We start from the raw sequence: 23,508 nt of genomic DNA on the forward strand, positions 1-23,508 counted from the left end.
GCGCAGTGCGGCGTCCTGGCGCCCGGCGCCTCGGCCGCGGCCGAGCGGGCCATCGCCGCGGCCTGCGCACAGGTGGCGGCGGGCACCTGGTACACGTGGGGCGGCGGGCACGGCCCGCAGCCGGGGCCGACGTACGGGCAGGTGGATCCGACCGACCCGGCCAGCGAGCACGATCCGGAGCGGCGCGGCTTCGACTGCTCGGGGCTGGTGCGCCACGCGTACGCCGAGGCCGCCGGGTCGGACATCCTCGACGGGGTGGCGAGCAGCCAGTACTACACCCCGCACGCCTCCGGGCGCTTCACGGCCGCCCAGGGACTCGCGCCGCTGCTGCCCGGCGACCTGCTGGCCTGGGGCACCTCCCAGGACCTGCACCACATCGCCATCTACCTGGGCGCGGGCAAGATGGTCGAGGCCCGTCAGTCGGGCACCAGGCTCATGGTCAGCGACGTACGGATGGCGGGCTACCACGGCGCGGTCCGGATCGACACCGGGCCCGTGACCGGACACGTCTTCCGGACCTGGGGCACGGGCGTGTGGACCAAGGACCGGCCGTCCGTCTCGGCGGGGCGGGTGTACGCCTTTCCCGGGCCGACCACGATCCGGGTGCAGTGCCAGAAGCACGCCGAGGTGGTCACCTCCGACGGGTACACCAATGACGCCTGGTCGTACCTGCCGGACTATCAGGCCTGGATGACCAACATCTACATCCAGGGCCCGGCCTGGCTGGAGGGGGTGGAGACCTGCCGGTTCTGAGATCCGGCACGGCAGGGGGCGGGTCCGCGCCGGACGGGGGTCGGCGCAGGCCCGCCGCACCCGTGCGGGCGGCGGCCGCCGGGTCGTCGCCCTGACCCCGGCCGGCCGCGACCTGATCGACCTCGCCTTCACCGAGCACATGCACAACGAGCGGCGGCTGCTCGACGAACTGGCACCCGGGGAGGCCGCCGCCCTCCAGGCACTCCTCACCACATGGCTCGGCCGCCTGGAGGCCCCGCGCGCTTGAGGCCGTGTCAGCCGGCATCCGCGGCGCGCAGTACGGCGAACAGCCCCCGGCGCTCCGCGCCGTCGGGCGCGGTCCAGCCGGCGGTGAGGTGCGCGCGCGTACCGGCCTGCGCTGCGGAGTCACCGGCCGTGCCCGGCCCCTGCGCGCGCAGGACGCGGCTCACCGTGAGCGCCAGCGGCCCGCCCTCCGCGGGCTCCACGGCCAGCCGCGTGCCGTCCGGGCCGTCGACGACGGCCCGCGCCGCGGCCGGTTCCGGCAGCGCCGGCCCGGTGAAGTGCGCGGCGACGGACGGGTCGGGAGTGTCCGACAGGCTCTGGTGCTGCGCCTCGGCCTTGCCCTGGAGGAGGGCGAGCAGCTGGGCGACGAGGACCGGGTCATGGACCCCGTCGTAGATCCACCGGCGCCCGAGCACCCCGTGCTCGGACGTCCCGACGAGCCCCTCCTCGGCCCCGTCGAGCGGCGCCCCCCGGTAGGTGAGCGGCACGTGGTACGCGATCGGCCGGTCACCCGACGTGTCGGTGACGACCATGAACTCGATCCCCACCTCGCCCGCGGGGTCGTCGATCCGGAACCCGCCGGCACGGCTCAGCTCCGGCGCGCTCCGCGTGCGGACGTACCAGGACCTCGCGGGCAGCCAGCCGGCGAGCAGCTCCAGCTTGGTGGGCGACATGGTGGTGTGATGAATGACAGCCATGCCCGGTGAACTCCCCGGGCCCCGCCGCCTGTTCCCGGCCTAGGGCCTGTCGTCAAATTCCCGTCGTCGCCCGAAGGGCGGCCCCGCGGCGTCTGGTGCGTGCTCTCGGCGTGCCGGGCGGAAGCCCTCGTACTGGACGTACTTGGGGTTTCGTCCGGTGCGGCGAGAGTGCGTGCCAGGCGTCGCGGGGGCAGACGGGAATTTGACGACAGGCCCTAGCAGGTCAGGAGACGGTTTCCGTCTCCACTCCCGAGAAGGCGGCGGCCATCATGACGATCACCCAGAAGGCGGCGAAGAGGGCGAGGCTCCAGATGACCATGCGCCGCGCCTTGCGCGACGACTCTGCGGCGCCGGCGTAGTCCCCCGAGGTGTTCTTCGCATTGACCTCGGAGGCGAAAATGATCGCGGCGAGCCCGGTCGGCAGGAAGAGGAACAGGGAGATGACGGCGCCCGCCATGTGCGATTCCGCCGGCCGGGCCCGGCTCCGCCCGTCCGGCCCCCACGACTGCTGCGGTGGCGCCGTCGGCGGTCCGGGAGGAGCGGACGGGGACGGTGAGGTGTCGGCTGCGGGCGGCCCCGGCGTCTGCCACGGAGTCTGCGGCCCCCAGTTCTCGTCCTCGGGGAACGGTGGTTCGCGACGGTCGGTCATGGCGGGTCACCTTCTCTGAGATCCGAAAGGCGCGCCGGGCCGGCGGTCAGCCAGGGGTCCACAGGGCGAGCCGGTGGTCCCAGGCCCAGCGCTTGTCGCCGGCGTCGACCCCGACGACCTGTTCGTACGCCGCGTCCGGCAGGTCGGCGGTGAACCGGAACCGGGCCCCCGTCGGGCTCGACTCGATCACCACCCCGTCCGGGGTGGGCGCCCCTTCCGCCGGGCGCTCCAGCAGCCGGCCGACGAACGCCTTGAGTCCGGAGGCCGCCTCGTCGGCGACGCGTTGGAAGAGGGTCCGCAGGAACGGCTCCAGCACCGCCGAGGACACCAGCACGACCACCGTCTCGGACACCCCTCCCCGGCGGACGGGACGCAGCAGGCAGCTGGTCTCGATGCCGGCTCCGCGCAGCATGTCCTCCCCGGCGGCGGCCGGTTCGCTCGGCAGGGACGCGGGCCAGAAGATCTCGATCTCGGGTCTGCTCATGCATCACCTCCTGGGGCGGCCATCCAGTCCGGCAGGGTCCAGTGCTCGACGGCACCTTGCCGGGTGCTTGCGACCAGGCCCTGGCCTCCCTCGAGGAAGGCGATCCCGACCGACGGCCGTCCGGAGCCCTCGGCGGGGGCGGTGGTCCGCCCGCTGCGCAGGTCCCAGAGGGTGATCAGGCCCTCGATGTCGGAGACGGCGAGGACCGACGCGTCGGCGGAGAGGGCCAGATGGGTCGGCTCCGGCCCGTGCGGAGTGCTGCGCAGCAGCCGCCCGGCCCAGGACCAGACCCGTACCCGGCCGTCGGCGCAGCCGGTGGCGACCACGCCGGGGGTGACCGCGAGGGCGTGGACGGGCTGGGGGTGCTGCCACTCGGCGACCTGTCTGCCCCGCACGTCCAGCTGCCGCACCACGCCGTCGGTGCCCGCCACCACGAGGTGCCGGCCGTCCGGGGCGAAGGCGAGCGGGCCGAGGCGGCCGTGGACGCCCGACTGCCAGGCACCGGCCTTGCGGCCCTGCGCGACGGGGATGTCCCTGACCTGCGCACCGTTCGCGTCGTAGACGTGGACGTGCTCCCCGACCGCGACGGCCAGCCAGTGGCCGTCGCCGCTGAACGCGAGGGAAGCACCGCTGCCGGGGCCGACGTTCAGCAGGCGGGCCGGCACCTCGGTCTGGAGGTCCCAGACGACGATCTTGCCGTCCTCGTGGCGGCTGGCGACGTGCCGCCGCCAGGGGCCCCACGCGAGCTGCACCGGCCGTGCGCAGTTCGCGAGCGTGCAACGCGCCACCGTAAGGCCGGTGCTCGCGTCGAGGACCCGTACGAGGCCGTCCCCGCACGCGGCCGCGAGCAGGTTGCGGGGGCCGAGCGCCACGTGGTCGCACCACCCCAACTCGGCGAGCACGCCTGTCCTCCGGGGCGCGGGAAGGCCCGGTTCGGAGGGTGCGGTGGCGGGGTGCGGACGCGGCGGCGGCGCGGCCGAGGTGCCGGGCTCCTCCCCGGGGGGTACGTCGCGGTCGCGTTTCCTGAGGTCCACCGGTGCGTCCGGGGGCTCCTCCTGCTGCCCCTTCGGCACCGAGAAGATCCGCGTCCGGTCGGCCAGGAACAGGACCGGCGTCGCCCATTCCAGGCTGCCCAGGCTCATCTTCACGTCCTGTCGGGCGAAGGTGACGGCACGGTCCACCGGGAGCCCCTGGGCGACGTGCTCGTAGAAGGAGGAGGCGAAGGTGAAGGCCGCCTGGTCGGTGATCTCGTACTGCATGGCCACGACGGCCGGCACCCCGGCCCGGATCAGGTTGGCCGCGGTGCTGGTGAAGACGTCGTCGGCCCCGCTCACCGCCGACTCGCACGCGTTGAGGACGATGAGCCGCAGCTGCGTACCGTCCAGGATCAGCCGCTCGAAGTCCCTGGCGTAGACCGGTCGTGCCGAGCCGTCGTCGCGGGACAGCTCGAGGAAGCCGGTGTTCTGCTCCTCGTCGAAGCCGCCGTGGCAGACGCAGTGCAGGACGTGCCAGGTGCCGAAGCGCAGGGCGTCCCTCAGGTCCTCCCAGCGGTCACCGGGCAGCCAGTGGACGTCGACGTTGTCGGAGCTCTTCTCCTGGAGCACGCGCGCGATGTGCTCCCGCTCCCGCTGCTCGTCCAGCACCGGGAGGTCCCTGGGGCGGGCCGAGATGCCGAGCACGCGCAGCGGCAGGGTGAGGCTGAGCGGAGGGGCCGGATTCATCAGCCGCAGGTTCCGTACGACCGGCACCCGCAGGGAGAGGTAGTCGTCCCGGCCCGCAGGGTCGACGAGGTACTCCCAGGGAATCCGTTCGACGCGCGGCCCGTTGGCGCCGATGAGGACGCGCAGCGGCCGGTCCTCGGCCCGGGCGCGGCTGCGGCACCGGTCGAACTGGATGAGGATCTCGTCCCGCAGGACAGCACCGGTCAACCGTTCGCCGAACTCCCGTACAGGTCGTTCCGTCTGGGCGGAGCGTCGCGTGACGACCGAACTGAAGGACCGGGTCAGAGCCGTCTCGACCTCGGCGAGGACGGCGCGCAGCTCCTCGCCGGAGTACGGGGCGGGAACGCGCACCGTCGCCTCGCCGCATTCGGATGAACAGAGAACAACCCAGCTGGTGTCGGCTTCAATTATTTCGAGCCGGAACGGCAGTCCTTTCATGCCCTCCACCTCCGGCACCTCTACAGTCAGTCCACACCCGATGCCGAACGAAGTCCACCGGTGTGGACATGTGCCGATATTCGTGGAAGAAATGGGACATCTACACCCGATGCGCCCTCCCGCATCGCTCCGATACGGGCACAAGAAGGGCCCCGCAGGGCGATCGGCCGGGCCCCCTTGATGGTTCAAACGATCGGCGGGTTAGCATATGAGCGCCGCCTAGCTCGAAAGATAAACCTGTGACTGTCAATGATGACTCGTTCACCAACTGGAAGAACCGCGAGGAGATCGCGGAGTCGATGATCCCGATCATCGGGAAGCTGCATCGGGAGCGGGACGTCACGGTCCTGGTCCACAGCCGCTCCCTGGTGAACAAGTCGGTCATCAGCATCCTCAAGACCCACCGGTTCGCCCGGCAGATCGCCGGCGAGGAGCTCTCGGTCACCGAGACGCTGCCCTTCCTGAAGGCCCTGACGACGCTCGACCTCGGTCCTTCGCAGATCGACATCGGCATGCTCGCCGCGACCTACAAGTCCAACAGCCGTGGTCTGTCGGTCGAGGAGTTCACCGCCGAGGCCGTCGCCGGCGCCACCGGCGCGAACAAGCTCGAGCGCTCCACCGGCCGTGACGTGGTCCTCTACGGCTTCGGCCGCATCGGCCGCCTCGTCGCCCGCCTGCTCATCGAGAAGGCCGGCTCCGGCAACGGCCTGCGCCTGCGCGCCATCGTCGTCCGCGGTGGCGGCGAGGCGGACCTCGTCAAGCGCGCCTCGCTGCTGCGCCGCGACTCGATCCACGGCCAGTTCCAGGGCACCATCACCGTTGACGAGGCGAACAGCACGATCATCGCCAACGGCAACGCGATCCGGGTGATCTACGCGAACGACCCGTCCGAGGTCGACTACACGGCGTACGGCATCAAGGACGCCATCCTCATCGACAACACCGGCAAGTGGCGCGACCGCGAGGGCCTCTCCAAGCACCTGCGCCCCGGTGTCGACAAGGTCGTCCTGACCGCCCCGGGCAAGGGCGACGTCCCGAACATCGTCCACGGTGTCAACCAGGACATGATCAAGCCGGACGAGCGCATCCTGTCCTGCGCCTCCTGCACCACGAACGCGATCGTCCCGCCGCTCAAGGCCATGGACGACGAGTACGGCGTGCTGCGCGGCCACGTGGAGACGGTCCACTCGTTCACGAACGACCAGAACCTGCTGGACAACTACCACAAGGCCGACCGCCGCGGCCGCTCCGCGCCGCTCAACATGGTCATCACCGAGACCGGTGCCGCCTCGGCCGTCGCCAAGGCGCTGCCCGACCTCAAGGCGCCGATCACCGGCAGCTCGATCCGCGTCCCCGTCCCGGACGTCTCGATCGCCATCCTCAGCCTGCGCCTGGGCCGCGAGACCACCCGTGACGAGGTCCTGGAGTACCTCCGCGGCGTCTCGCTGCACTCGCCGCTGAAGCGCCAGATCGACTTCACCACCGCCCCCGACGCCGTCTCCATGGACTTCGTCGGCTCGCGGCACTCCTCGATCATCGACGCCGGTGCCACCAAGGTCGACGGCGACAACGCCATCCTCTACCTGTGGTACGACAACGAGTTCGGCTACTCGTGCCAGGTCATCCGCGTCGTGCAGCACGTCTCCGGGGTGGAGTACCCGACCTACCCGGTCCCGGCTGTCTGATCCGGACCCCGCAGGCGGGGCGGCGACGGAGGAGCTGCCCGGATTCCGACCGGAATCCGGCAGCTGCCCTTCCGGCGCCGCCCCGTCGGCTTTTGCGGCGCCGGTAGCCCCGGTACGGGACGCCGCCGGCCTTACGGCCCCGGAACCGGCCCCGGCACCGACCCCGGCTCCCGCGCTCCGTCGCCCTCGACCAGTCGGCGCCGCAGGAAGGCCACCACCTTCCGGCGGGCCTCCAGGGCGGGATGGCCGGGGATCTCGCGGACCTCGTGGGTCAGGACCGAGTGGGAGCGCGGGGCGAAGCCCGCGGCGTTGCCCGGCCGCGAGTCGAGTTCGACGTACGCGAAGGAGTCGCCGAGCCGGTCGCGCAGGGTCTCGAACCGCTCCCCCGGGACCAGCCGGTCCTCGGTGAAGCGCAGCCCCAGCACGCACAGGCCGTCGTCCCGGGTGCGCACCTGGACGTCGCGCAGCTCCTGCTCCGACAGGCCCGGGTCCGCGCGGTGCGCGGCGCTCAGCGGCAGGGGCAGCGAGGGCTCGCCCATGACGGCCGCGAGGACCGAGTCGTCCACGGCGGCGGCCAGGGCGAAGCCGCCCGTGAAGCAGAGGCCCACGATGCCCACGCCCGGTCCCGGCGTGCGCTCGGCGAGGCTGCGGGCCAGGGCCCGCAGGTAGTCGGTGACGGGGCGCCGGGCGTTCGTGGCGAAGGCGTGGAACTCCCGGGTGATGCAGACCCGGGTGATGACGAGCGCCGCCCGCGCGCCGAAGGCGGGGTTGCCCGGCGTGCCGAACAGCGACGGGACGACCACGGTGAACCCGCTGTCGGCCAGATGGTCCGCCAGGCCCAGCAGCTCCGGTGTGATGCCCGGCAGTTCGGGCAGCAGTACGACGCCCGGGCCCTGGCCCCGCTCGTAGTACGCGTGCGTCCTCCCGCCCCAGGAGAACTCCGACCGCGGCCAGCCGGCGAGGTCGGAGACGGGCGCTGATGCGGTCACTGTGGGTCCCCCCGGAGGATCGTGCGGGCCGCTGCCGGACCCGGTCGGCGGCACCTGCCGGGTCCCGCGGCCCGGCCGCTGTGAAACCGAACGCTACCCGGATCCGGCCCGGCGATTCGCGCGGCCCGCCCCCGCGCCGCCACCGCGGCCGGATCGCGCCGGTCCTGCCGCCGGCGCCGGACCTCCCACCGCAGGTGGGTGCGGCCGCGCCGCTGGTGCGGGGGCCCGCCGGCCGTGGCATCGTCTAGCTGGGGAGCTGGGGACCTCCGCGACCCCGCACTCCAGGACGCGCCCGTCCGGTGTGAACAGGACGTGCTCGTCCGGTGTGAAGGAGGGCAGGATGAGGCATCGCAGCGTCGCGGACCTGATGACGCCCACCGCCGTCACCGTCCAGCTCGGCACCCCGTTCAAGGAGATCGCCCGCCTCCTCGACGAGTACGGCATCACGGCCGTCCCCGTCGTGGACGACGGCGGGCATGCCCTGGGCGTGGTCTCCGAGGCCGACCTGCTGCGCCGGCACGTGGCCGGCGGTGGGGCCGACACGGCCGCCGGCCTGATGACCAGCCCCGCCGTCACCGCCCGGCCCGGGTGGAGCGTGGTCCGGGCGGCCCGGCTGATGGAGCGGCGCCGGGTCAAGCGCCTGCCGGTGGTCGACGACGAGGACGTGGTGATCGGCATCCTCAGCCGGAGCGACATCCTCCAGCTCCTGCTGCGCCGCGACCGGGCGATCCAGGAGGAGATCCTGGAGGACGTGCTCACCCGCACCCTGGGGCTGAGCCCCTCGGCCCTGACCGTCGACGTCGCCGACGGGCTGGTCACCCTCAGCGGCACCGTGCCCAGGGCCGACCTCGTCCCCGTCGTCGTACGGCTGTGCCAGAGCGTCGACGGTGTGGTGGACGTGGTCGACCGGCTCACGGTCGCCTGACCCGTACGGGGCCGGGGTCAGCGGTTGTCGTGGAGCTCCTGGTGCATCTGGGGCTGGTCGTCCTGGTCGTGGGTCAGGGCGAACTTCTGGATCTCGTTGTACCCCTTGGAGGCGACGCCGACGATCTCCTTGTACGGGTTGACCCCGGTGACCTTCTTGGCGCCGCCGCCCAGCAGGCCGCCGCCCACGCCGCCGACCAGGCCGCTGCCGGCCGCCGCGAGCCCGGCGCCCGCGTCCAGGACGCTCTTGGGCAGGCCGGCCATGTCGGCGTACTTGTCGCTCAGCGCGTGCCGGACCATGGCGAAGAACGCGTCGTGGACGCCCGGCGGGTAGAACTTCTTGTAGAAGTCGACGGCCTGCTTGGTCATGAAGACGCCGTCGTCGGTCTTCTTCCACTCCTTGTCCCGCTCCTGGTTCCACAGCCGCTCGACCTCGTCGGCGTCCTTGGGCAGGAGCCACTTCTCGGGGGTGCCGAGGTAGTGGTTCACGTAGTGCCACGCGCAGATGAACCCGTGGGCGTCGTCCTTCGAGACGTCGATCCCGAGGCGCTTCATGGCCTGGAGGATCTGGGTGGAGAACACGCAGGCCGCGCCGGTGGTGTACTTCTGCGAGACCGGCTCGCCCCACTTGGCGTAGTCCCACTCGCCGCTCTTCTTGTGCAGCTGGCGGACGGAGGCGTGGACCAGGCGGACCTTGGTCACGTTCGCGGCCAGGGTGCCGTCGCGCATGGCGTTCTTGTTGCCCATGTCGATGAACAGCCGCGAGGACTGCGACAGCCGCCGGCCCGGGCCTTCGACCCCGCCGAGGCGGCCGGTGGAGCGCAGGGTGAAGGCGCCGGTCGGGGACAGGTAGGTGCCGATCAGGCCCACGGTCCCCTGGAGCATGGAGACCTCGCCGTGGTGGTGGGCGAAGAAGCTCTCGGCCGCCTTGACGTCCGCCTCGCTCCAGTCCGGCGGCGGGGCCGCCGCCTCCTTCAGGAACTCCGCCAGCCGGGGCGGCAGCTGGGACAGGTCCTGCCCCGGCTTGAGCGTGCCGATGGTGCGGAACAGGGCGTTGACCCCGTCGATCTCCTTGTTGTCGATCAGGTCGGACACGAGCTCGTCGGCCTTCGGATCTCCGACCTTGCTCGCGGCTTCCAGCTCCTGCGCGACGTACTGGGCCGTCAAAGCCACCGGTGACTTCCTTCCTCGCGGTACGGGTGCTCGCCGGCCGTGGCGGGCCGGGGGCCGGGCAGGCCGCGCCGCGCCGCTCCCCGGCGGGGCAGGGGCGGACGACGCCGAACACGGGCATGCTCCCGGCCCCGCGCGGCGCGGCGTAACGACCCCGGGCCAGGGGATCGTTTCCCCCTCACCCGAACGGCACAGCGGGCCCGGCCCGCCGGCCCGGTGCGTCCTAGGTTGGTACGGGTGACGGACGAGGCGATCGACAGGGCGGCGCACGCGCAGACGGCCGCGGCCCGGCTCAAGGAACGGCTGTACGCGACGATCACGATGATCTCCCTGGTCCTCGGGCTCGCCGCCGGCGGCAATGTGGAGGTGCCGGGCGCGGTGGCGACCGTCGTGACCGGCTCGGTGGGCCTGTGGCTGGCCGCCCTCGTCGCCGACCAGCAGGCCCACCGGGTCGTGCACGGGACCGTGGCCACCGGCCGGGAGCTGCGCTCCATGCTCTACGTGAGCAGCCCCCTGCTGCTGTCCGCCGTGGGCCCGCTCGTCCTGATCGGCGCCTCGGCGCTGGGGGTGATGAGCCTCGATGCGGCCCTGGCGACGGCCGCCGGGGTCAATGTCGCGGCCCTCTTCGCCTGGGGGTGCATCGGGGGGATCCGGATGGGCGGGGGCATCGTGCTCGCCCTCGTGGCCGGCGGGATCGACGCGGCGATCGGTACGGCGGTCGCCCTGGTGAAGGCGGCGGCGGGCCACTGACCTCACCGTACGTGCCCGTAGCAAGACGGACACGGCGCCGAGGTGGCACACGTTGCCTCGATGTCATTCGGTGTTCGCTCAACGGACGCTCAGATCCGGATAACGATCGCATTACCGACCAGGGCCTTTCGGCCTGGTCACCGACGAATGACCGGTATGCCGGTGATGTTCGCCACGGCCCGCCGGACGCCACCGTGGTACATCTTCACGACCGCCTGCTCCGGACACCACCCTCGTCCGGGCAGGGGCGCTGGGGCCGGCCACCGCCGGCAGCAACTCCATTCAGCATCCGGGGGATCGGAACCCGATCCGCAGCCGAGCGCGGCGCGGGTCGGCATGGAGCGGAAAGGCGCACCACAGCATGACCTCGACGCAGGTCGAACAGCACCACGGCGACGACAACGCAGCCAAGGGCAGCACGCCCGAGGAGGGCTACGAGCGCGGGCTCGGCAGCCGCCAGGTCCAGATGATCGCCATCGGCGGCGCCATCGGCGTCGGCCTCTTCCTGGGCGCCGGCGCGAACATCGCGAAGGCCGGGCCCAGCCTGATCCTGATGTACGCCCTCGCCGGCGTCATCGTCTTCTTCATCATGCGGGCGCTCGGCGAGCTGCTCCTGTACCGGCCCGTCTCGGGTTCGTTCGCGGAGTACGCCCGCGAGTTCCTCGGCCCGTTCTTCGGCTTCGTGACCGGGTGGACGTACTGGCTCATGTGGGTGGTCACCGGCATGGCCGAGCTGACCGCCGCGGCGATCTACGTGCACTTCTGGTTCCCGGACATCCCGCAGTGGGTGACCGCCCTGGTCTTCCTGGTGGTCCTCTACGTCGCCAACCTCATCTCGGTGAAGATCTTCGGCGAGATCGAGTTCTGGTTCTCGATGGTCAAGGTCACCGCCCTGATCGGCATGATCGTGATCGGTATCGGCGTCGTGACCTTCGGCTTCAGCGCCGCCGGTGACACCGCCGCGGTGTCGAACCTCTGGGCCTTCGACGGCATCTTCCCCAAGGGCGTCGGCTCCAGCCTGATGACCCTGCAGGGCGTCATGTTCGCCTACCTGGCCGTCGAGCTCGTCGGCGTCACCGCGGGCGAGTCGGAGAACCCGGAGAAGACGCTCCCCAAGGCGATCAACACCCTGCCGTGGCGCATCATCGTCTTCTACGTCGGTGCCCTCAGCGTGATCCTGATGGTCGTCAAGTGGACCGAGTTCCAGCCGGGCGTCAGCCCCTTCGTGGCGGCCTTCGCCAAGATCGGCATCCCGGCCGGTGCGGCCATCGTGAACTTCGTGGTCCTCACCGCGGCCCTGTCGTCCTGCAACTCCGGCATGTACTCCACCGGCCGCATGCTGCGCGACCTGGCCGCCAACTCCGAGGCCCCCAAGGTCCTCGGCAGGCTGAGCTCCACCAAGACCCCGGCCGTGGCCATCACCCTCTCCGTCGCCCTCATGGGCATCGGCGTGGTCCTCAACTACGTCGTCCCGGAGAAGGCGTTCGGCTACGTCACCTCGGTCGCGACCGCCGCCGGTATCTGGACCTGGCTGATGATCCTGGTCAGCCACATCCGCTACCGCCGCGCGGTGGTCGCCGGCAAGCTGCCCGCCTCGTCCTTCCCGGCTCCCGGCGGCACGGTGTGCAGCTGGATCGCCGTGGCCTTCCTGCTGCTGGTCACCGTGATGATCGCCATCGACCCCGACAGCCGCATCTCCCTGTACGTGGGTGCCGGCTGGGCGGTCTGCCTGGCGGTCGGCTGGGCGGTCCTCAAGGCCCGCAACCCGCAGGTCGCGGCGCGTGCCGCGGCCGCGGACCAGGAGCTGGAGCCCGCGGGCCGCTCCTGAGTCGCACCCCACTCCACGCGGGGGCGTACCGGTCCTCCCCCGGCCGGTGCGCCCCCGCGTGCATCCGCGTCGGTGGCGGGCGGTCCTCGTCGGATCCCGGGCGCGCAAAGGCCCCTCCTGCCGCGGGTTCCGCGGCGGGAGGGGCCCGGGGGCCGACCGTCAGGTGCGGTACGCGAAGTAACGCGCGTCCGGGTAGGACGCGATGATGCTCGCGAGCGACTTCCGGTACGTGTTGGTGGAGTGGTAAGTGAGGTACGGCATTCCCGCCCTGCTGCGGTACGTCACCATCATGGTGTGGTCCTTGGACCCGTCCTTGTTGAAGTCCGCCTGCAGGACGTCGCCGACGTCCATCTGGTAGACGTTCTCCAGGTTGGCGGCCCGCTGGTTGGACAGCGTGAACCAGGCCCATTCGTTCGCACCGACCCAGGACGTGCTCTGGCCCTTGCTGCTGTCGTACCACCAGTTGCGGTAGTCCGTGGCCGTGCCCGGAACGGGCTTCCAGCCGCCCGCCTTCAGCGCCTGGCTGATGAAGTTGGTGCAGTCGCCGCCGGCGCCGTTGAACTTCCGGTACGACGGGTTGTAGTTGCGCCAGTACTTCTCGGCGTACTGCGCCATGGCGGTGTAGTCGTAGGCGCCGCCGGTCTTCACCTTGGGCTTCGCCGTGGCGGGGTACTTGGTGGACGCGGGCGTGCCGTCCGGGTACTGGTTGCCGTCGTCCGTGATGACGTTGGCCTTCGCCGACACGGGTTCGTTGACGGCGACGGGGCCGGCGTCCCGGGACTTCAGCGAGGTCAGCTCCCAGCCCCCGCCCTTCTTGCTGGTGAGGGTGAGCTCGTACCGGGTCCGGAAGTCGGTGGTGTCCGGTTCGTCCCCGCGCACCTTCTTGTAGGTGAGCGTGGTGTGCTCGGTGACCTCGACGGTCGCCTTCCCGCCCGCGACCACGGCGCGGTCCACGGCGACACGGGTGTCGGCGCCCGTGTAGGCCTCGCCGAGCTCCGCCAGCAGCGTCTTGCGGGACCGCAGCGACTGGATCGCGGTCTCCTGGTCCTTCTTCAGCTGCGCCGACATGCGCGTCTTCGCGTTCGCCCGGCCGGAGCCGTGGCGCACGGCCTGGCCGTCGACCAGGGCCTGGGTGCGCTGGGAGAGCACCTCGTCGGCTATGTGGGCGAAGGCGTCGGCGGTGGCACGGTCGGCCTGGCGGGGCCCGGAGACCGCCGAAGCGGAGTAGGCGAACCAGCTTCCGGACACAACGGCTACGGTCAGGGCCGCTATGGCTGCGGGCCTGAACCTTCTAGGTATCACTTGTTTCCCCTTGTCACCCGGTATCACACGAACCGGGGGACGGCATCTTCGCACAACTCAGGGGCACCTTATGTTGTGTTCCTCCGGACCGGGACGTACGGATGCCGAAGGCCGTCGCCGGGGCGCGGGCGACGGCCCGCTCCGGGCCGCCCCGCCGACGGCGGACCACCACTCCGCTCTCACAGGTAGTGCCTCTAAGGTGTGGGAAAGCACGGCAGAGGGGCATCAACGGTGGGTAGGCGAGGAACCGCCCGAAGAGGGCGATCACGGGGCGGACAGGCGACGCCCGACGGCGCCGGCAGAGCCGCGGCGCGGCGGGCCAGGCCCGCGGCCGGGCCGCTGCGCCGGCCCTGGACGACCGCCGGCCGGCTCGCCCCGCTCGCACCGGCCCTCGCCGCGGCACGCACACAACTGCGGCGGCTGCGGCCCGCGTACCCGAGGCCGGGCCGCAGCGACTGGCGCCGGTGGATACCGTCGTGGCGCCAGTGGCTGGGCGCGTGCCTGTACGCGTTCATCGGTATGACCGGCTTCGTCACGATTGCGTACGCGGTCACGGACATACCCGACGACCTCAACTCCTTCGCCAGACAACAGGACAACGTCTACTACTGGGCCGACGGCTCCACGATGGCCCGCACGGGCTGGGTCAGCCGGCAGGAGATGCCGCTCGACAAGGTGCCCCCGAAGGTCCAGGGGGCCGTGCTCGCGGCCGAGAACGCGAGCTTCTACTCGGACCCCGGCGTCTCGCCCAGCGGCTTCCTGCGCGCCGTGAAGGCCGCGCTGACCGGGGGCGAGACCCAGGGCGGGTCCACCATCACGCAGCAGTACGTGAAGAACGCCTACCTGAACCAGGACCGCACCCTCTCGCGGAAGTTCACCGAGGTCCTGCTCGCCGTCAAGCTGGACAACCGCAACAGCAAGAAGCAGATCCTGCAGGACTACCTCAACACCAGCTGGTTCGGGCGCGGCACCTACGGCATCCAGCGCGCGTCCCAGGCGTACTACGGCAAGGACGTCTCGCAGCTCAACCCCAGCGAGGGCGCCTTCCTGGCCTCCCTCCTCAAGGGCGCCGGACTCTACGACCCCACGCTCAGCAAGGAGAACCACGAGCGGGCCGTCGAGCGGTGGAGCTGGATCCTGGACCGCATGGTCGAGACGGGCCACCTCTCGCAGGCCGAGCGGGCCACCTACACAACGTTCCCGGAGCCCTCGGACGCGTCCCTGGTCGGCATGCCCGGCGCGCAGACCGGCTACCTGGTGGAGATGGCAAAGGCGTACACGATCAAGGCCGGCCACATCAAGGAGTCCGATTTCGACCTCGGCGGCTACCAGATCTACACGACCTTCGACCAGAGCCGCATGGCCGCCCTGACCGCCGCGGTCCAGGAGGCCCAGAAGGACTTCGACGCCGAGAAGCGCCCCGACACCGACAAGTACGCGAAGATCGGCGCCGCGAGCGTCGCGCCCGACGGCCGGCTCCTCGCCGTGTACGGGGGCCCCGACTACCTCAAGCAGGGCTTCAACCAGGCGAACGCGACCACGATCCCGGTCGGCTCGGCGCTCACCCCGATCGTCTACGCCGCCGCGCTGGAGGACGGGGTGGAGCGGACCCGCGGCAAGGCCCGCACGCCCGTCTCGCCCTCCAGCGTCTACAACGGCAACGACCAGGTCACCGTCCAGACGCCCGAGGGCCCGTACTGGGACCGCGCCGGCAAGGTGGTCAAGGGGCGCAACGACGGCGGGCGCAACTGGGGCCAGGTGACCTTGCGCCAGGCCGTCGCCGACTCCGTCAACACGCCCATGCTGCAGCTCGGCCTCGATGTCGGCCTCGACCGGGTGGAATCGTTCGCCGAGCGCGCGGGGCTGCTCAGGTCGAGCCTCGGGCCGCGGATCCCCACGTTCGCCCTCGGGGAGAACTCCACGCCCAGCGCGATCCGGATGGCCGGCGCCTACCAGACCTTCGCCGCCGGCGGCATGCACACCGACCCGTACTCGGTGCGCTCGGTCACCCGCGCCGGCGCCGCCGTGCCGCTGGTCGCGCCGAAGGCCGCCCGGGCGGTCTCGGCCAGGACGGCGGGCGCGGTGACGGACGCCCTGCGGGACACCGTCACGGCCGGGTCGGCGAAGACGGTGGGCAAGGCGCACCCCGGTGCGGCGGGGAAGACCGGCACGACCGCCGCGAACACGGCGGGCTGGTTCGTGGCCAGCACCGAGCAGGAGTCCACGGCCGTGGTGGTCTACCGGATGGCGCTGACCGACCTCGTTCCGCTGCCGCTGACGGGCCTGGGCGGCGACGCCCCGGGCACGCCCGGTTACGCGCGGGCCGTCGGCGTGTGGGGCAACTACATCAAGGCCGTGAAGTAGGCCGGCGGCCGGGCGCCACCGGCCCTGCGGTGGCGCCCGGCGGCCACTACTTGACCAGCGTCTTCCAGTCCGGCGCCTGCGCGGGGTCGAGCATGCGCAGCTGGGCCAGGACCTTCGGGTCCTGGGCGTCGAGCCAGTCGGCCAGCTCCCGGAAGGACACGCAGCGGACGTCCTGGCGCGGGCAGACGTCCCGCATCATGTCCTCGACGGCGTTCATGTAGATGCCGCCGTTCCAGTCCTCGAAGTGGTTGCCGATGAACATGGGCGCCCGGCTGCCGTTGTAGACCCGGTTGAACCCGTTCATGTAGGACATCCGGACCTGCGACTGCCACTCCGGGTACTTCGACGGGTCGCCCTTGGTGCTGTCGCCGGACTGGTTGTAGAGGAAGTTGAAGTCCATGGAGAGGACCTGCACCTCCTTGCCCTGCAGCGGGACGAGCTGGAGGGGGAAGTTCCAGATGTCGTCGCGCTTGGACGGCCACATCTGGAAGTCGCCCGAGGAGCTCGCGTCGTAGCGCCAGCCGTACGGCTTGATGGCGGTCATGAGGTTCTTCTGGCCCTCCAGGCAGGGCGCGCGGCCGCCGACCACTTCCTTGTCCGGGTCGAAGGGCAGGGGCGCCTCACCGGTGAAGCCGGTGTTGGTCTTCCAGGTCTTCATGAACGCGTACGCCTGGTCGATCTCGCTCTTCCACTCCTCGGCGCTCCACTCGCCGCCACCCTTGGGCCCGCAGAAGTGCCCGTTGAAGTGCGAGCCGATCTCGTTGCCGTCCTTCCAGGCACCGCGCAGCTGCGCCAGCGTGGACTTCACGTGCGGCACGGTCGGGTACGAGATGGCGGCGGCGCCCTGGTCGTGCTGCGGCGGGCGGTAGAGCATCTTCTTGTTCTCCGGCAGCAGGTAGATGCCGGTGAGGAAGAAGGTCATGTGGGCCTTGCTCTCCCGGGCCACCTTGCGGAAGTGCGAGAAGAGGTGGTCGTCGCCCTCCAGGGCGCCGTCCCAGGAGAACACCACGAACTGCGGCGGCTTCTCGCCGGGCTTCAGCCGCTCGGGCTTGAGCTGTCCCGGCTGCGGTCCGGTGTAGGAGGTGGAGCCGTCCCCCAGCACCTTGACCTTGCCGTCCCACTGCTCCTTCGCGCCCTTCCCGCCCGCACCGGCCGCGGACCCGGAGAGCTCCGCACCGCGGTCGGGGCCTGCCGAGTCGTCCCCGGTGAAGGCGTACGCGGTGACGGCGGACCCGGCTATGGCGAGCACGGCTATGCCTGTGCCCAGCCGCCTGCGGTTCTGTGCTCGTCTGCGTGATGCACGGGCACTCCGGGACTGTGCCCGGGAACCCGGCGCGGCGTCGTTCTCGGCCATCGCAGTCGTCTTCCCCCCTGACCTTCCCCCCTGGACCACCCCGCTCGGATGGTTCATACGAATATAGAACTTCTCGGCACACCTGCCGCACCCAGGACCCCTTCCCTGGACCGGTTTCACAGCCGGCTCACAGCCGCCCCGCAGCCGTGACCGCGCCTGTCAAGTGACGAATGGCCGGGACTACGGCCGGCTTCCGGCTCCGGGCACGGTGGAGATCGACCTTCCTGCGCAAGAGCAGGATCGATACGCCGCCCGGATCGGAGGCCCCATGTTCCGCCATGCAGGGCGCTTGGTGACCCGTCACCCCCGACTCGTCCTCCTCGCCGGGCTGGCGTTCCTCGTGCTGTCCGTCGCCTTCGGCGCGGACGCGACCGGCCGGCTGAAGACGCAGGGGTACGACGATCCGCGGTCCGAGTCCAGCCGCGTCGCGAGCGTCGCGGCAGAGCACCTGGGGGCCTCCCCCAACCTGGTCGTCGTCGCCGAGGCGCGCGGCGGTTCCGTCGACGCCCCGGCCGCCCGGAGCGCCGGCGCGGAGCTGGCCGCACGCCTCGCCGCCCGGCCGCACGTCAGTGCCGTGGCCTCGTACTGGACCGCGAAGGCGCCGGAGCTGCGCAGCCGGGACGGCCGCGCGGCCATGCTGGTAGCCCACGTGGACGGCGAGGGGGAGCAGCTCGGGGCGCGGGTGGAGCGGCTGCGCAAGGAGCTGACCGCCCCGACCGCTGCCGGGACCGCCCTGACCGTGCACGTCGGAGGACCGGCGCTGGTCGAGGCCGAGCTCCAGGACCTCTCGGAGTCGGACCTGAAGCGGGCCGAGTCCGTCGTCCTGCCGGGCACCCTCCTCCTGCTGGTCCTGGTGTTCGGCAGTGTGGTGGCCGCGGCGCTGCCCCTGCTGATCGGCGTGCTGGCGGTCGCCGGGACGCTGCTGGTCCTGAGCGTCCTCGGCGGTCTGACCGACGTGTCCGTCTTCGCGCTGAACCTCACCACGGCGCTCGGCCTGGGGCTGGGCATCGACTACGGGCTGCTGGTCGTCTCGCGGTTCCGCGAGGAACTCGCCGGCGGCCACACCCCGCGCACCGCCGCGGTGCGGACCGTGCGCACCGCGGGCCACACCATCGCCTTCAGCGCCGCCACGGTCTCGGCCGCGCTCGCCACCCTGCTGGTGTTCCCGCCGTACTTCCTGCGCTCCTTCGCCTACGCGGGCATCGCCGTGGTGGCCGTCGCGGCGGTGAGCGCCGTGACCGTCCTGCCGGCACTGCTCACGCTGCTCGGCACGCGGGTCGACGCCTGGTCGGTGCCGTGGCGCCGCCGGGCCCGGTCCGGCTCCCGGTCCGGTTCGCGGTCGCGCTTCTGGGAGGGGCTGGCGCGGATCGTCGTACGCCGCCCGCTGCTCGCGGCGCTGCCGGTGATCGGCCTGCTGGTGCTGCTCGCCGGGCCGTTCACGCGCGCCGGTTTCGCCACCCCCGACGACCGGGCGCTGCCGGTGAGCGCGTCCAGCCGGCAGACCGGAGACCTCGTGCGTGGCGCCTTCGACATGAAGGGCTCCAGCGCGCTCACGGTGCTCACCACGGGTACGGCGTCCCCGCCGGAGCGGGCGGACTACGCCCGCCGGCTGTCGATGCTCCCGCAGGTCGCCCAGGTCGTGGGGCCCGACGGCGCCTTCCGGCACGGCGAGGCGGCGGCCCCCGCCGCCGGGACCGGAGCCGGAGCCGGGACCGGAGCCGGAGCCGGGACCGGAGCCGAAGCCGGGACCGGAGCCGAAGCCGGAGCCACGGCCGGGTCCGTCGGCCAGGGGCCGGACCGGTTCTCCGTGGTCCCGGCCGTCGACCCCCAGTCCCGTGCCGCCCAGCAGCTCGTGCGCGACATCCGCGCGACGCCCGCCCCCGCGGCCACCGACGCCCTCGTCGGCGGACCGAGTGCCGTGCTGGTCGATGCCAAGGACACGGTGAAGGACCGGATCCCGCTGGCCCTCTCCCTGATCACGGGCACCACGTTCCTGCTGCTGCTCGGCTTCACGCGCAGCCTGCTGCTGCCGCTGAAGGCGATCGCGCTGAACGCGCTGGGCCTCGCGGCCGTCCTCGGCGCCATGGTGTGGATCTTCCAGCAGGGCCACCTGCGCCACCTGCTCGACTTCACGCCCGGACCGCTGACCACGACCATGCCGGTGCTGCTGTTCTGCATCGTCTTCGGGCTCTCGGTGGACTACGAGGTGTTCGTCCTCGCACGGATCAAGGAGGCGCACGATGCCGGGCAGGACAACGCCGGCTCGATCGTCTCGGGCATCGCGCACACGGGCGGCATCGTCACGACCGCCGGCGCCCTGCTCGCCTTCACCCTGCTGAGCTTCGGCACCTCCCAGGTCTCCCTCCTGCAGTTCTTCGGGATCGGCGCCGGCCTCGGCGTCCTCCTCGACGCCACGCTCGTACGGGGTGTCCTCGTACCGGCGCTCATGCGCCTGGCGGGCGGCCTGAACTGGTGGGCCCCGTGGCCGCTGGGGCGCCGGGTGCCGCGCCCGGCGTCCCGGTCCTCGCCCGGCACCGGCCCCGACCCCGACCGGCAGGTACCACCGGCCCGTGCCCCCGGTCCCGCACCCGCCCATGCCCCCGCCCGTGCCCCCGTCCATGCCCCGGTGCATGCCCCCGCCCCCGCACGCCGCTGACCACCGCAGCGTGCACCCCGAGCCCCATACCCACCCCCACCCACACCCCCACCGCCCGGGCGCCGTCCGCGCCAGGGCAGCACGACAAGGAAGAACTCCCATGACCGACATCGCCATCACCGGACTCGGCTGCCGCTTCCCGGGCGCCCCCGGCATCCGCGCCTACTGGAAGCTCCTGATGAGCGGGGAGCGCCAGGTCCGCGCCGTCCCGAAGGAGCGGTGGAACCACGAGACCTTCCACGCGCCCGGCGACCCCTCGGCCCCCAACGCCGCCTACACCGACCAGGTCGCCTTCCTGGACGACGTGGACCGCTTCGACGCCCTGCACTACGGGGTGCCACCCGCCCGCGCCCGGGCCATGGACCCGCAGCACCGGCTGATGCTCGACGTCACCCGCGAGGCCCTCGCCGACGCGGGGATGGGCCGCGGCGACTTCGACCGGGAGAACACCGGGGTGTTCTTCGGACTGTCGGTGTCCGACTACAAGGACCTCATGGCGGCCCCCGTACGGGCCATCGCCCTGGCCGACGAGTCGCGTGCGGTGAACGGCGCCGGCGGCGTCGACGGCACCGACGCCGTCGACGCCGTCGACGCCGCCAAGGAGCAGGCCGCCCGGCTCGGCCCCTTCCAGTCCTTCACCCTGCCCGGGAGCCTTCTCAACATGGCGGCCGGCACCGTCAGCCGGCAGTTCGACCTCGGCGGCCCCAGCTTCGCCGTCGACGCCGCGTGCTCCAGCTCCCTGGTCGCCCTCGACCAGGCGATCGTCCACCTGCGCCAGGGCACCTGCCGGATCGCCGTCGTCGGCGGCGTGTACCTCAACCTCACCCCCGACGGGCTGATCGGCTTCTCCAAGCTGCGCGCACTGTCCGCGAGCGGGGTGTGCCGCCCGTTCGACGAGGGGGCCGACGGTTTCGTCCTCGGCGAGGGCGCGGGCACCGTCGTCGTCCGGCCGCTGTCCGACGCACTCGCCGCCGGCGACCGCGTCTACGCGGTGATCAGGGGCATCGGCTCGGCCAACGACGGCGCGTCCCCGGGGCCGCTGGTCCCCACCGCCGAAGGGCAGCTGCGCGCGATGCGCCGGGCCTACGACGACGCCGGGGTCGCCCCCTCCTCCGTGGCCTTCCTGGAGGCACACGGCACGGGTACCGCCGCCGGCGACCGCTCCGAGGTCGAGGCGCTGCGCCGGCTGCGCACCGAGTACCCCGACGACGACCCCGGGCTGTGCTACCTCGCCTCGGGCAAGGCCGTCATCGGGCACTCCCTGTCCGCGGCCGGTATCGCGGGGCTGATCAAGACGGCCCTGGTGGTCCACCACCGCACGATCGTGCCGCAGCCGAAGACCACCCCGCACCCGGACCTGGGCATCTCCGCCGCGGGCCTGCGGTTCGCCGACACCGCGCGGCCCTGGCCGAGCGGGTTCGGCCCGCGGCGGGCCGCCGTCAGCTCGTTCGGCTTCGGCGGCACCAACGTCCACGTGGTGCTGGAGGAGGCGCCCGCTCCTGCCGTCGACCGCCGCTCGGTACGCACCGTGGGCACGCCGGTCGTCGTAGGAACGGGAACGGGAACGGGAGCCGGGACGGGAGCGGCCGAAGGCGCGGGAGGGAGCGGGCCTCAGCTCGTCCTGCTCTCCGCCGGCAGCCCCGAGCTGCTGGACCGGCACATCGGCGACGTGCTCGACGCGCTCCACACGACGGACCCCGCCCCGATCGGGGCCCTGGCCCACACCCTGGGCTCGCGCGAGCCGCTGCGGACCCGGCTCGCGATCGTGGCGGCGGACACGGAGGAGTTCACCCGGCGGCTGCGCGAGGCCCGGCGGCAGCTCGCCGAAGGCGCCCGGGGCGACCTCGGCGACGACGCCTACGCCGCCGACGCTCCGCTGCCGGCCGGGCAGCGCCGCATCGCCTTCCTCTTCCCCGGCCAGGGCAGCCAGCGGCCGGGCATGATGCGGGACCTCTACGAGGGCTTCGGCGGCTTCCGCGCCACCGTCGACAAGCTCGGCGCCATGGCCCGACGGGACACCGGCTTCGACCTCACCGACATGCTGTACGGCGAGGCGGCGACCGCCCGTGGCGACGCCGCAGAGCTCCGGCGGCGGCTCACCGCCACCGACGTGTGCCAGCCGCTGCTCGGTACCGTCCAGATCGCCGCCACCCGGCTGCTGGCCGACTGCGGTGTCACTCCCGACCTCGCCCTCGGCCACAGCGTCGGGGAGTTCGCGGCCGCCGCGGCGGCCGGAGCACTCACCGCCGAGGACACCGTCCGGCTGCTGGTCCACCGGGGCGCGGCCCTGCGCCGGGCGGAGACCGGCCTGCGGGGCGGGATGCTCGCCGTGCAGACCGACAAGGAGACCTGCCGCCGGCTCGTCGACGGCATCGACGACGTGTGGCTCGCCTGCTTCAACCAGCAGCGGCAGGTCGTGGTCAGCGGCACGCCGCGAGGGCTCGCCGCCATGCGGGAGGCCTGTGCCGAGGCGGGAGTGGTCACCGTGGCGCTGGAGGTCTCCAACGCCTTCCACTCGCCGCTGCTGGCCTCCGCCGAGCAGGCCGTACGCGCGGGCCTCGCCGAGCGCACCGTCCACCGTCCCGCCGTGCCGTTCGTCTCGTCCGTGAACGGGGCGGTCTGCGACGACCCCGAGGAACTGCGCGAACTGTGGGCCCGCCACGCGTCCGCGCCGGTCCACTTCGGCGACGGCGTCCACGCCGCCTACGACCAGGGGGCCCGCATCTTCCTCCAGGTGACGGGCGGCAGCTCGCTGCTCAGCTCGGTCGGCCGCAACCTCTACGGCCACGACGACGTGCACGTCGTGCCCGCCGCCGAGGCGGCGCCGGACGGCGGGCGCGGCTTCGTCCGGGCCCTCGCCCGGCTCGCGGTCCTGGGCGCCCCGGTCGACCCGCGCGGCCTGGTTCCCGAGGACGGCCGCCGACTGCTCGACCTGCCGGTGGGCGGGCTGGACACCCAGTCGTACTGGGTGCCCCGCCGCCGCCCCGCGCCCGCCCAGCAGGAGGACGTCCCGGCCCGCCCCCTCCCGTCCCTGCCCGCCCCTTGCGAGGAGACCCCGGTGGACCAGCCGATCGAGGAAGAGCCTTCGCCCGTCGTGGAGCCTTCGCCGGTCGCCGTCGTGGAGTCTGCGTCTGCGCCCGTCGCCGTCGTGGAGCCTTCGCCCGTCGAGGAGCCTTCGCCCGTCGGCGGCGAGGTCGTCGGCGGCGAGGTCGTCAGCGGCGAGGTCGTCGACTCCGTGTTCGCGCAGGTGGCCCGGATCAGCGCGTTCCCGGTGAGCCATCTGCGCAGTGACCAGCTGCTGGTCGACGATCTCGGGTTCGACTCGCTGATGCTGACCGACCTGGTCGCCTCCCTTGAGCGGCACTGGCCGCAGTGGACCGCCGACGAGCGGGTGGCCGACCGGCCCACGGTCGGGGGCATCGCGGAAATGATCGCGAGTGCGTCTTCCGGTGCGCCCCCGGGTACGTCCCCGTCCCCGGACCTGTCTCTTATAACCATCT

Annotated in this window: 16 protein-coding genes; 8 read left to right on the plus strand and 8 right to left on the minus strand. The window is 72.3% G+C overall.

Annotated elements, in window-relative coordinates:
* Window positions 1–753 (plus strand): C40 family peptidase (locus GPJ59_RS15635; protein WP_219667746.1); only part of this gene is annotated, 753 nt, incomplete at its 5' end.
* Window positions 754–1,007: 254 nt separating this feature from the next.
* Here the strand turns inward: GPJ59_RS15635 and GPJ59_RS15645 are convergent.
* The 4 genes from GPJ59_RS15645 to GPJ59_RS15660 form a co-directional block, all read right to left on the minus strand.
* On the minus strand, window positions 1,008–1,694 hold the full coding sequence (locus tag GPJ59_RS15645; protein ID WP_219667747.1) for a maltokinase N-terminal cap-like domain-containing protein: 687 nt from the start codon (window positions 1,692–1,694) through the stop codon (window positions 1,008–1,010).
* A 223-nt stretch (window positions 1,695–1,917) separates the two neighbouring features.
* On the minus strand, window positions 1,918–2,343 hold the full coding sequence (locus GPJ59_RS15650; protein WP_219667748.1) for a CD225/dispanin family protein: 426 nt from the start codon (window positions 2,341–2,343) through the stop codon (window positions 1,918–1,920).
* 46 nt (window positions 2,344–2,389) lie between these two features.
* The gene (locus GPJ59_RS15655; protein ID WP_219667749.1) at window positions 2,390–2,827 is read right to left on the minus strand and encodes a hypothetical protein; all 438 of its coding nucleotides are present in this window, start codon (window positions 2,825–2,827) and stop codon (window positions 2,390–2,392) included.
* Window positions 2,824–4,986 (minus strand): CHAT domain-containing WD40 repeat protein, encoded by a 2,163-nt coding sequence (locus GPJ59_RS15660; RefSeq protein ID WP_219667750.1) that lies wholly within the window; start codon window positions 4,984–4,986, stop codon window positions 2,824–2,826. Before GPJ59_RS15660 ends, GPJ59_RS15655 begins: the two co-directional genes overlap by 4 nt.
* A gap of 239 nt (window positions 4,987–5,225) precedes the next feature.
* Here GPJ59_RS15660 and GPJ59_RS15665 point away from each other — a divergent pair, with 239 nt between their 5' ends.
* Window positions 5,226–6,671: a glyceraldehyde-3-phosphate dehydrogenase gene (locus tag GPJ59_RS15665; protein WP_219667751.1), complete on the plus strand. Its 1,446-nt coding sequence runs from the start codon at window positions 5,226–5,228 to the stop codon at window positions 6,669–6,671.
* A 131-nt stretch (window positions 6,672–6,802) separates the two neighbouring features.
* Here GPJ59_RS15665 and GPJ59_RS15670 read toward each other — a convergent pair whose 3' ends face one another.
* On the minus strand, window positions 6,803–7,660 hold the full coding sequence (locus GPJ59_RS15670) for a dienelactone hydrolase family protein (protein WP_219667752.1): 858 nt from the start codon (window positions 7,658–7,660) through the stop codon (window positions 6,803–6,805).
* Between the two features lie 340 nt (window positions 7,661–8,000).
* On the opposite strand from GPJ59_RS15670, the gene GPJ59_RS15675 reads away from it, so the two are divergent.
* Entirely contained in the window at window positions 8,001–8,585 is a 585-nt protein-coding gene (locus tag GPJ59_RS15675) for a CBS domain-containing protein (protein WP_219667753.1), read from the plus strand.
* A gap of 17 nt (window positions 8,586–8,602) precedes the next feature.
* Here the strand turns inward: GPJ59_RS15675 and GPJ59_RS15680 are convergent, their stop codons facing one another.
* The gene (locus GPJ59_RS15680; RefSeq protein ID WP_308120313.1) at window positions 8,603–9,757 is read right to left on the minus strand and encodes an oxygenase MpaB family protein; all 1,155 of its coding nucleotides are present in this window, start codon (window positions 9,755–9,757) and stop codon (window positions 8,603–8,605) included.
* A gap of 234 nt (window positions 9,758–9,991) precedes the next feature.
* Here GPJ59_RS15680 and GPJ59_RS15685 point away from each other — a divergent pair, with 234 nt between their 5' ends.
* Together GPJ59_RS15685 and GPJ59_RS15690 are read left to right on the plus strand one after the other, a co-directional pair.
* Window positions 9,992–10,504 carry a hypothetical protein gene (locus tag GPJ59_RS15685; protein WP_219667754.1) on the plus strand — a complete coding sequence of 171 codons (513 nt, stop codon included), beginning with the start codon at window positions 9,992–9,994 and terminating at the stop codon, window positions 10,502–10,504.
* Window positions 10,505–10,865: 361 nt separating this feature from the next.
* Complete coding sequence (locus GPJ59_RS15690; protein WP_219667755.1) at window positions 10,866–12,332, plus strand: amino acid permease; 1,467 nt, start codon at window positions 10,866–10,868, stop codon at window positions 12,330–12,332.
* 159 nt (window positions 12,333–12,491) lie between these two features.
* On the opposite strand, the gene GPJ59_RS15695 is transcribed toward GPJ59_RS15690, so the two are convergent.
* Window positions 12,492–13,580 (minus strand): amidase domain-containing protein, encoded by a 1,089-nt coding sequence (locus GPJ59_RS15695; RefSeq protein WP_308120314.1) that lies wholly within the window; start codon window positions 13,578–13,580, stop codon window positions 12,492–12,494.
* A 573-nt stretch (window positions 13,581–14,153) separates the two neighbouring features.
* On the opposite strand from GPJ59_RS15695, the gene GPJ59_RS15700 reads away from it, so the two are divergent.
* A complete protein-coding gene (locus GPJ59_RS15700) occupies window positions 14,154–15,998 on the plus strand; it encodes a transglycosylase domain-containing protein (protein ID WP_258024442.1) in 1,845 nt (614 codons plus the stop codon).
* Window positions 15,999–16,044: 46 nt separating this feature from the next.
* On the opposite strand, the gene GPJ59_RS15705 is transcribed toward GPJ59_RS15700, so the two are convergent.
* Window positions 16,045–17,352: a hypothetical protein gene (locus GPJ59_RS15705; RefSeq protein ID WP_258024443.1), complete on the minus strand. Its 1,308-nt coding sequence runs from the start codon at window positions 17,350–17,352 to the stop codon at window positions 16,045–16,047.
* Window positions 17,353–17,644: 292 nt separating this feature from the next.
* On the opposite strand from GPJ59_RS15705, the gene GPJ59_RS15710 reads away from it, so the two are divergent.
* Both GPJ59_RS15710 and GPJ59_RS15715 read left to right on the plus strand, forming a co-directional pair.
* On the plus strand, window positions 17,645–20,008 hold the full coding sequence (locus tag GPJ59_RS15710; protein ID WP_219667758.1) for an MMPL family transporter: 2,364 nt from the start codon (window positions 17,645–17,647) through the stop codon (window positions 20,006–20,008).
* Between the two features lie 100 nt (window positions 20,009–20,108).
* On the plus strand, window positions 20,109–23,508 hold a 3,400-nt coding region (locus tag GPJ59_RS15715), incomplete at its 3' end, for a type I polyketide synthase (RefSeq protein ID WP_219667759.1).

This window comes from Streptomyces bambusae (assembly GCF_019400985.1).
Classification (GTDB): Bacteria; Actinomycetota; Actinomycetes; order Streptomycetales; family Streptomycetaceae; genus Streptomyces; species Streptomyces bambusae_A.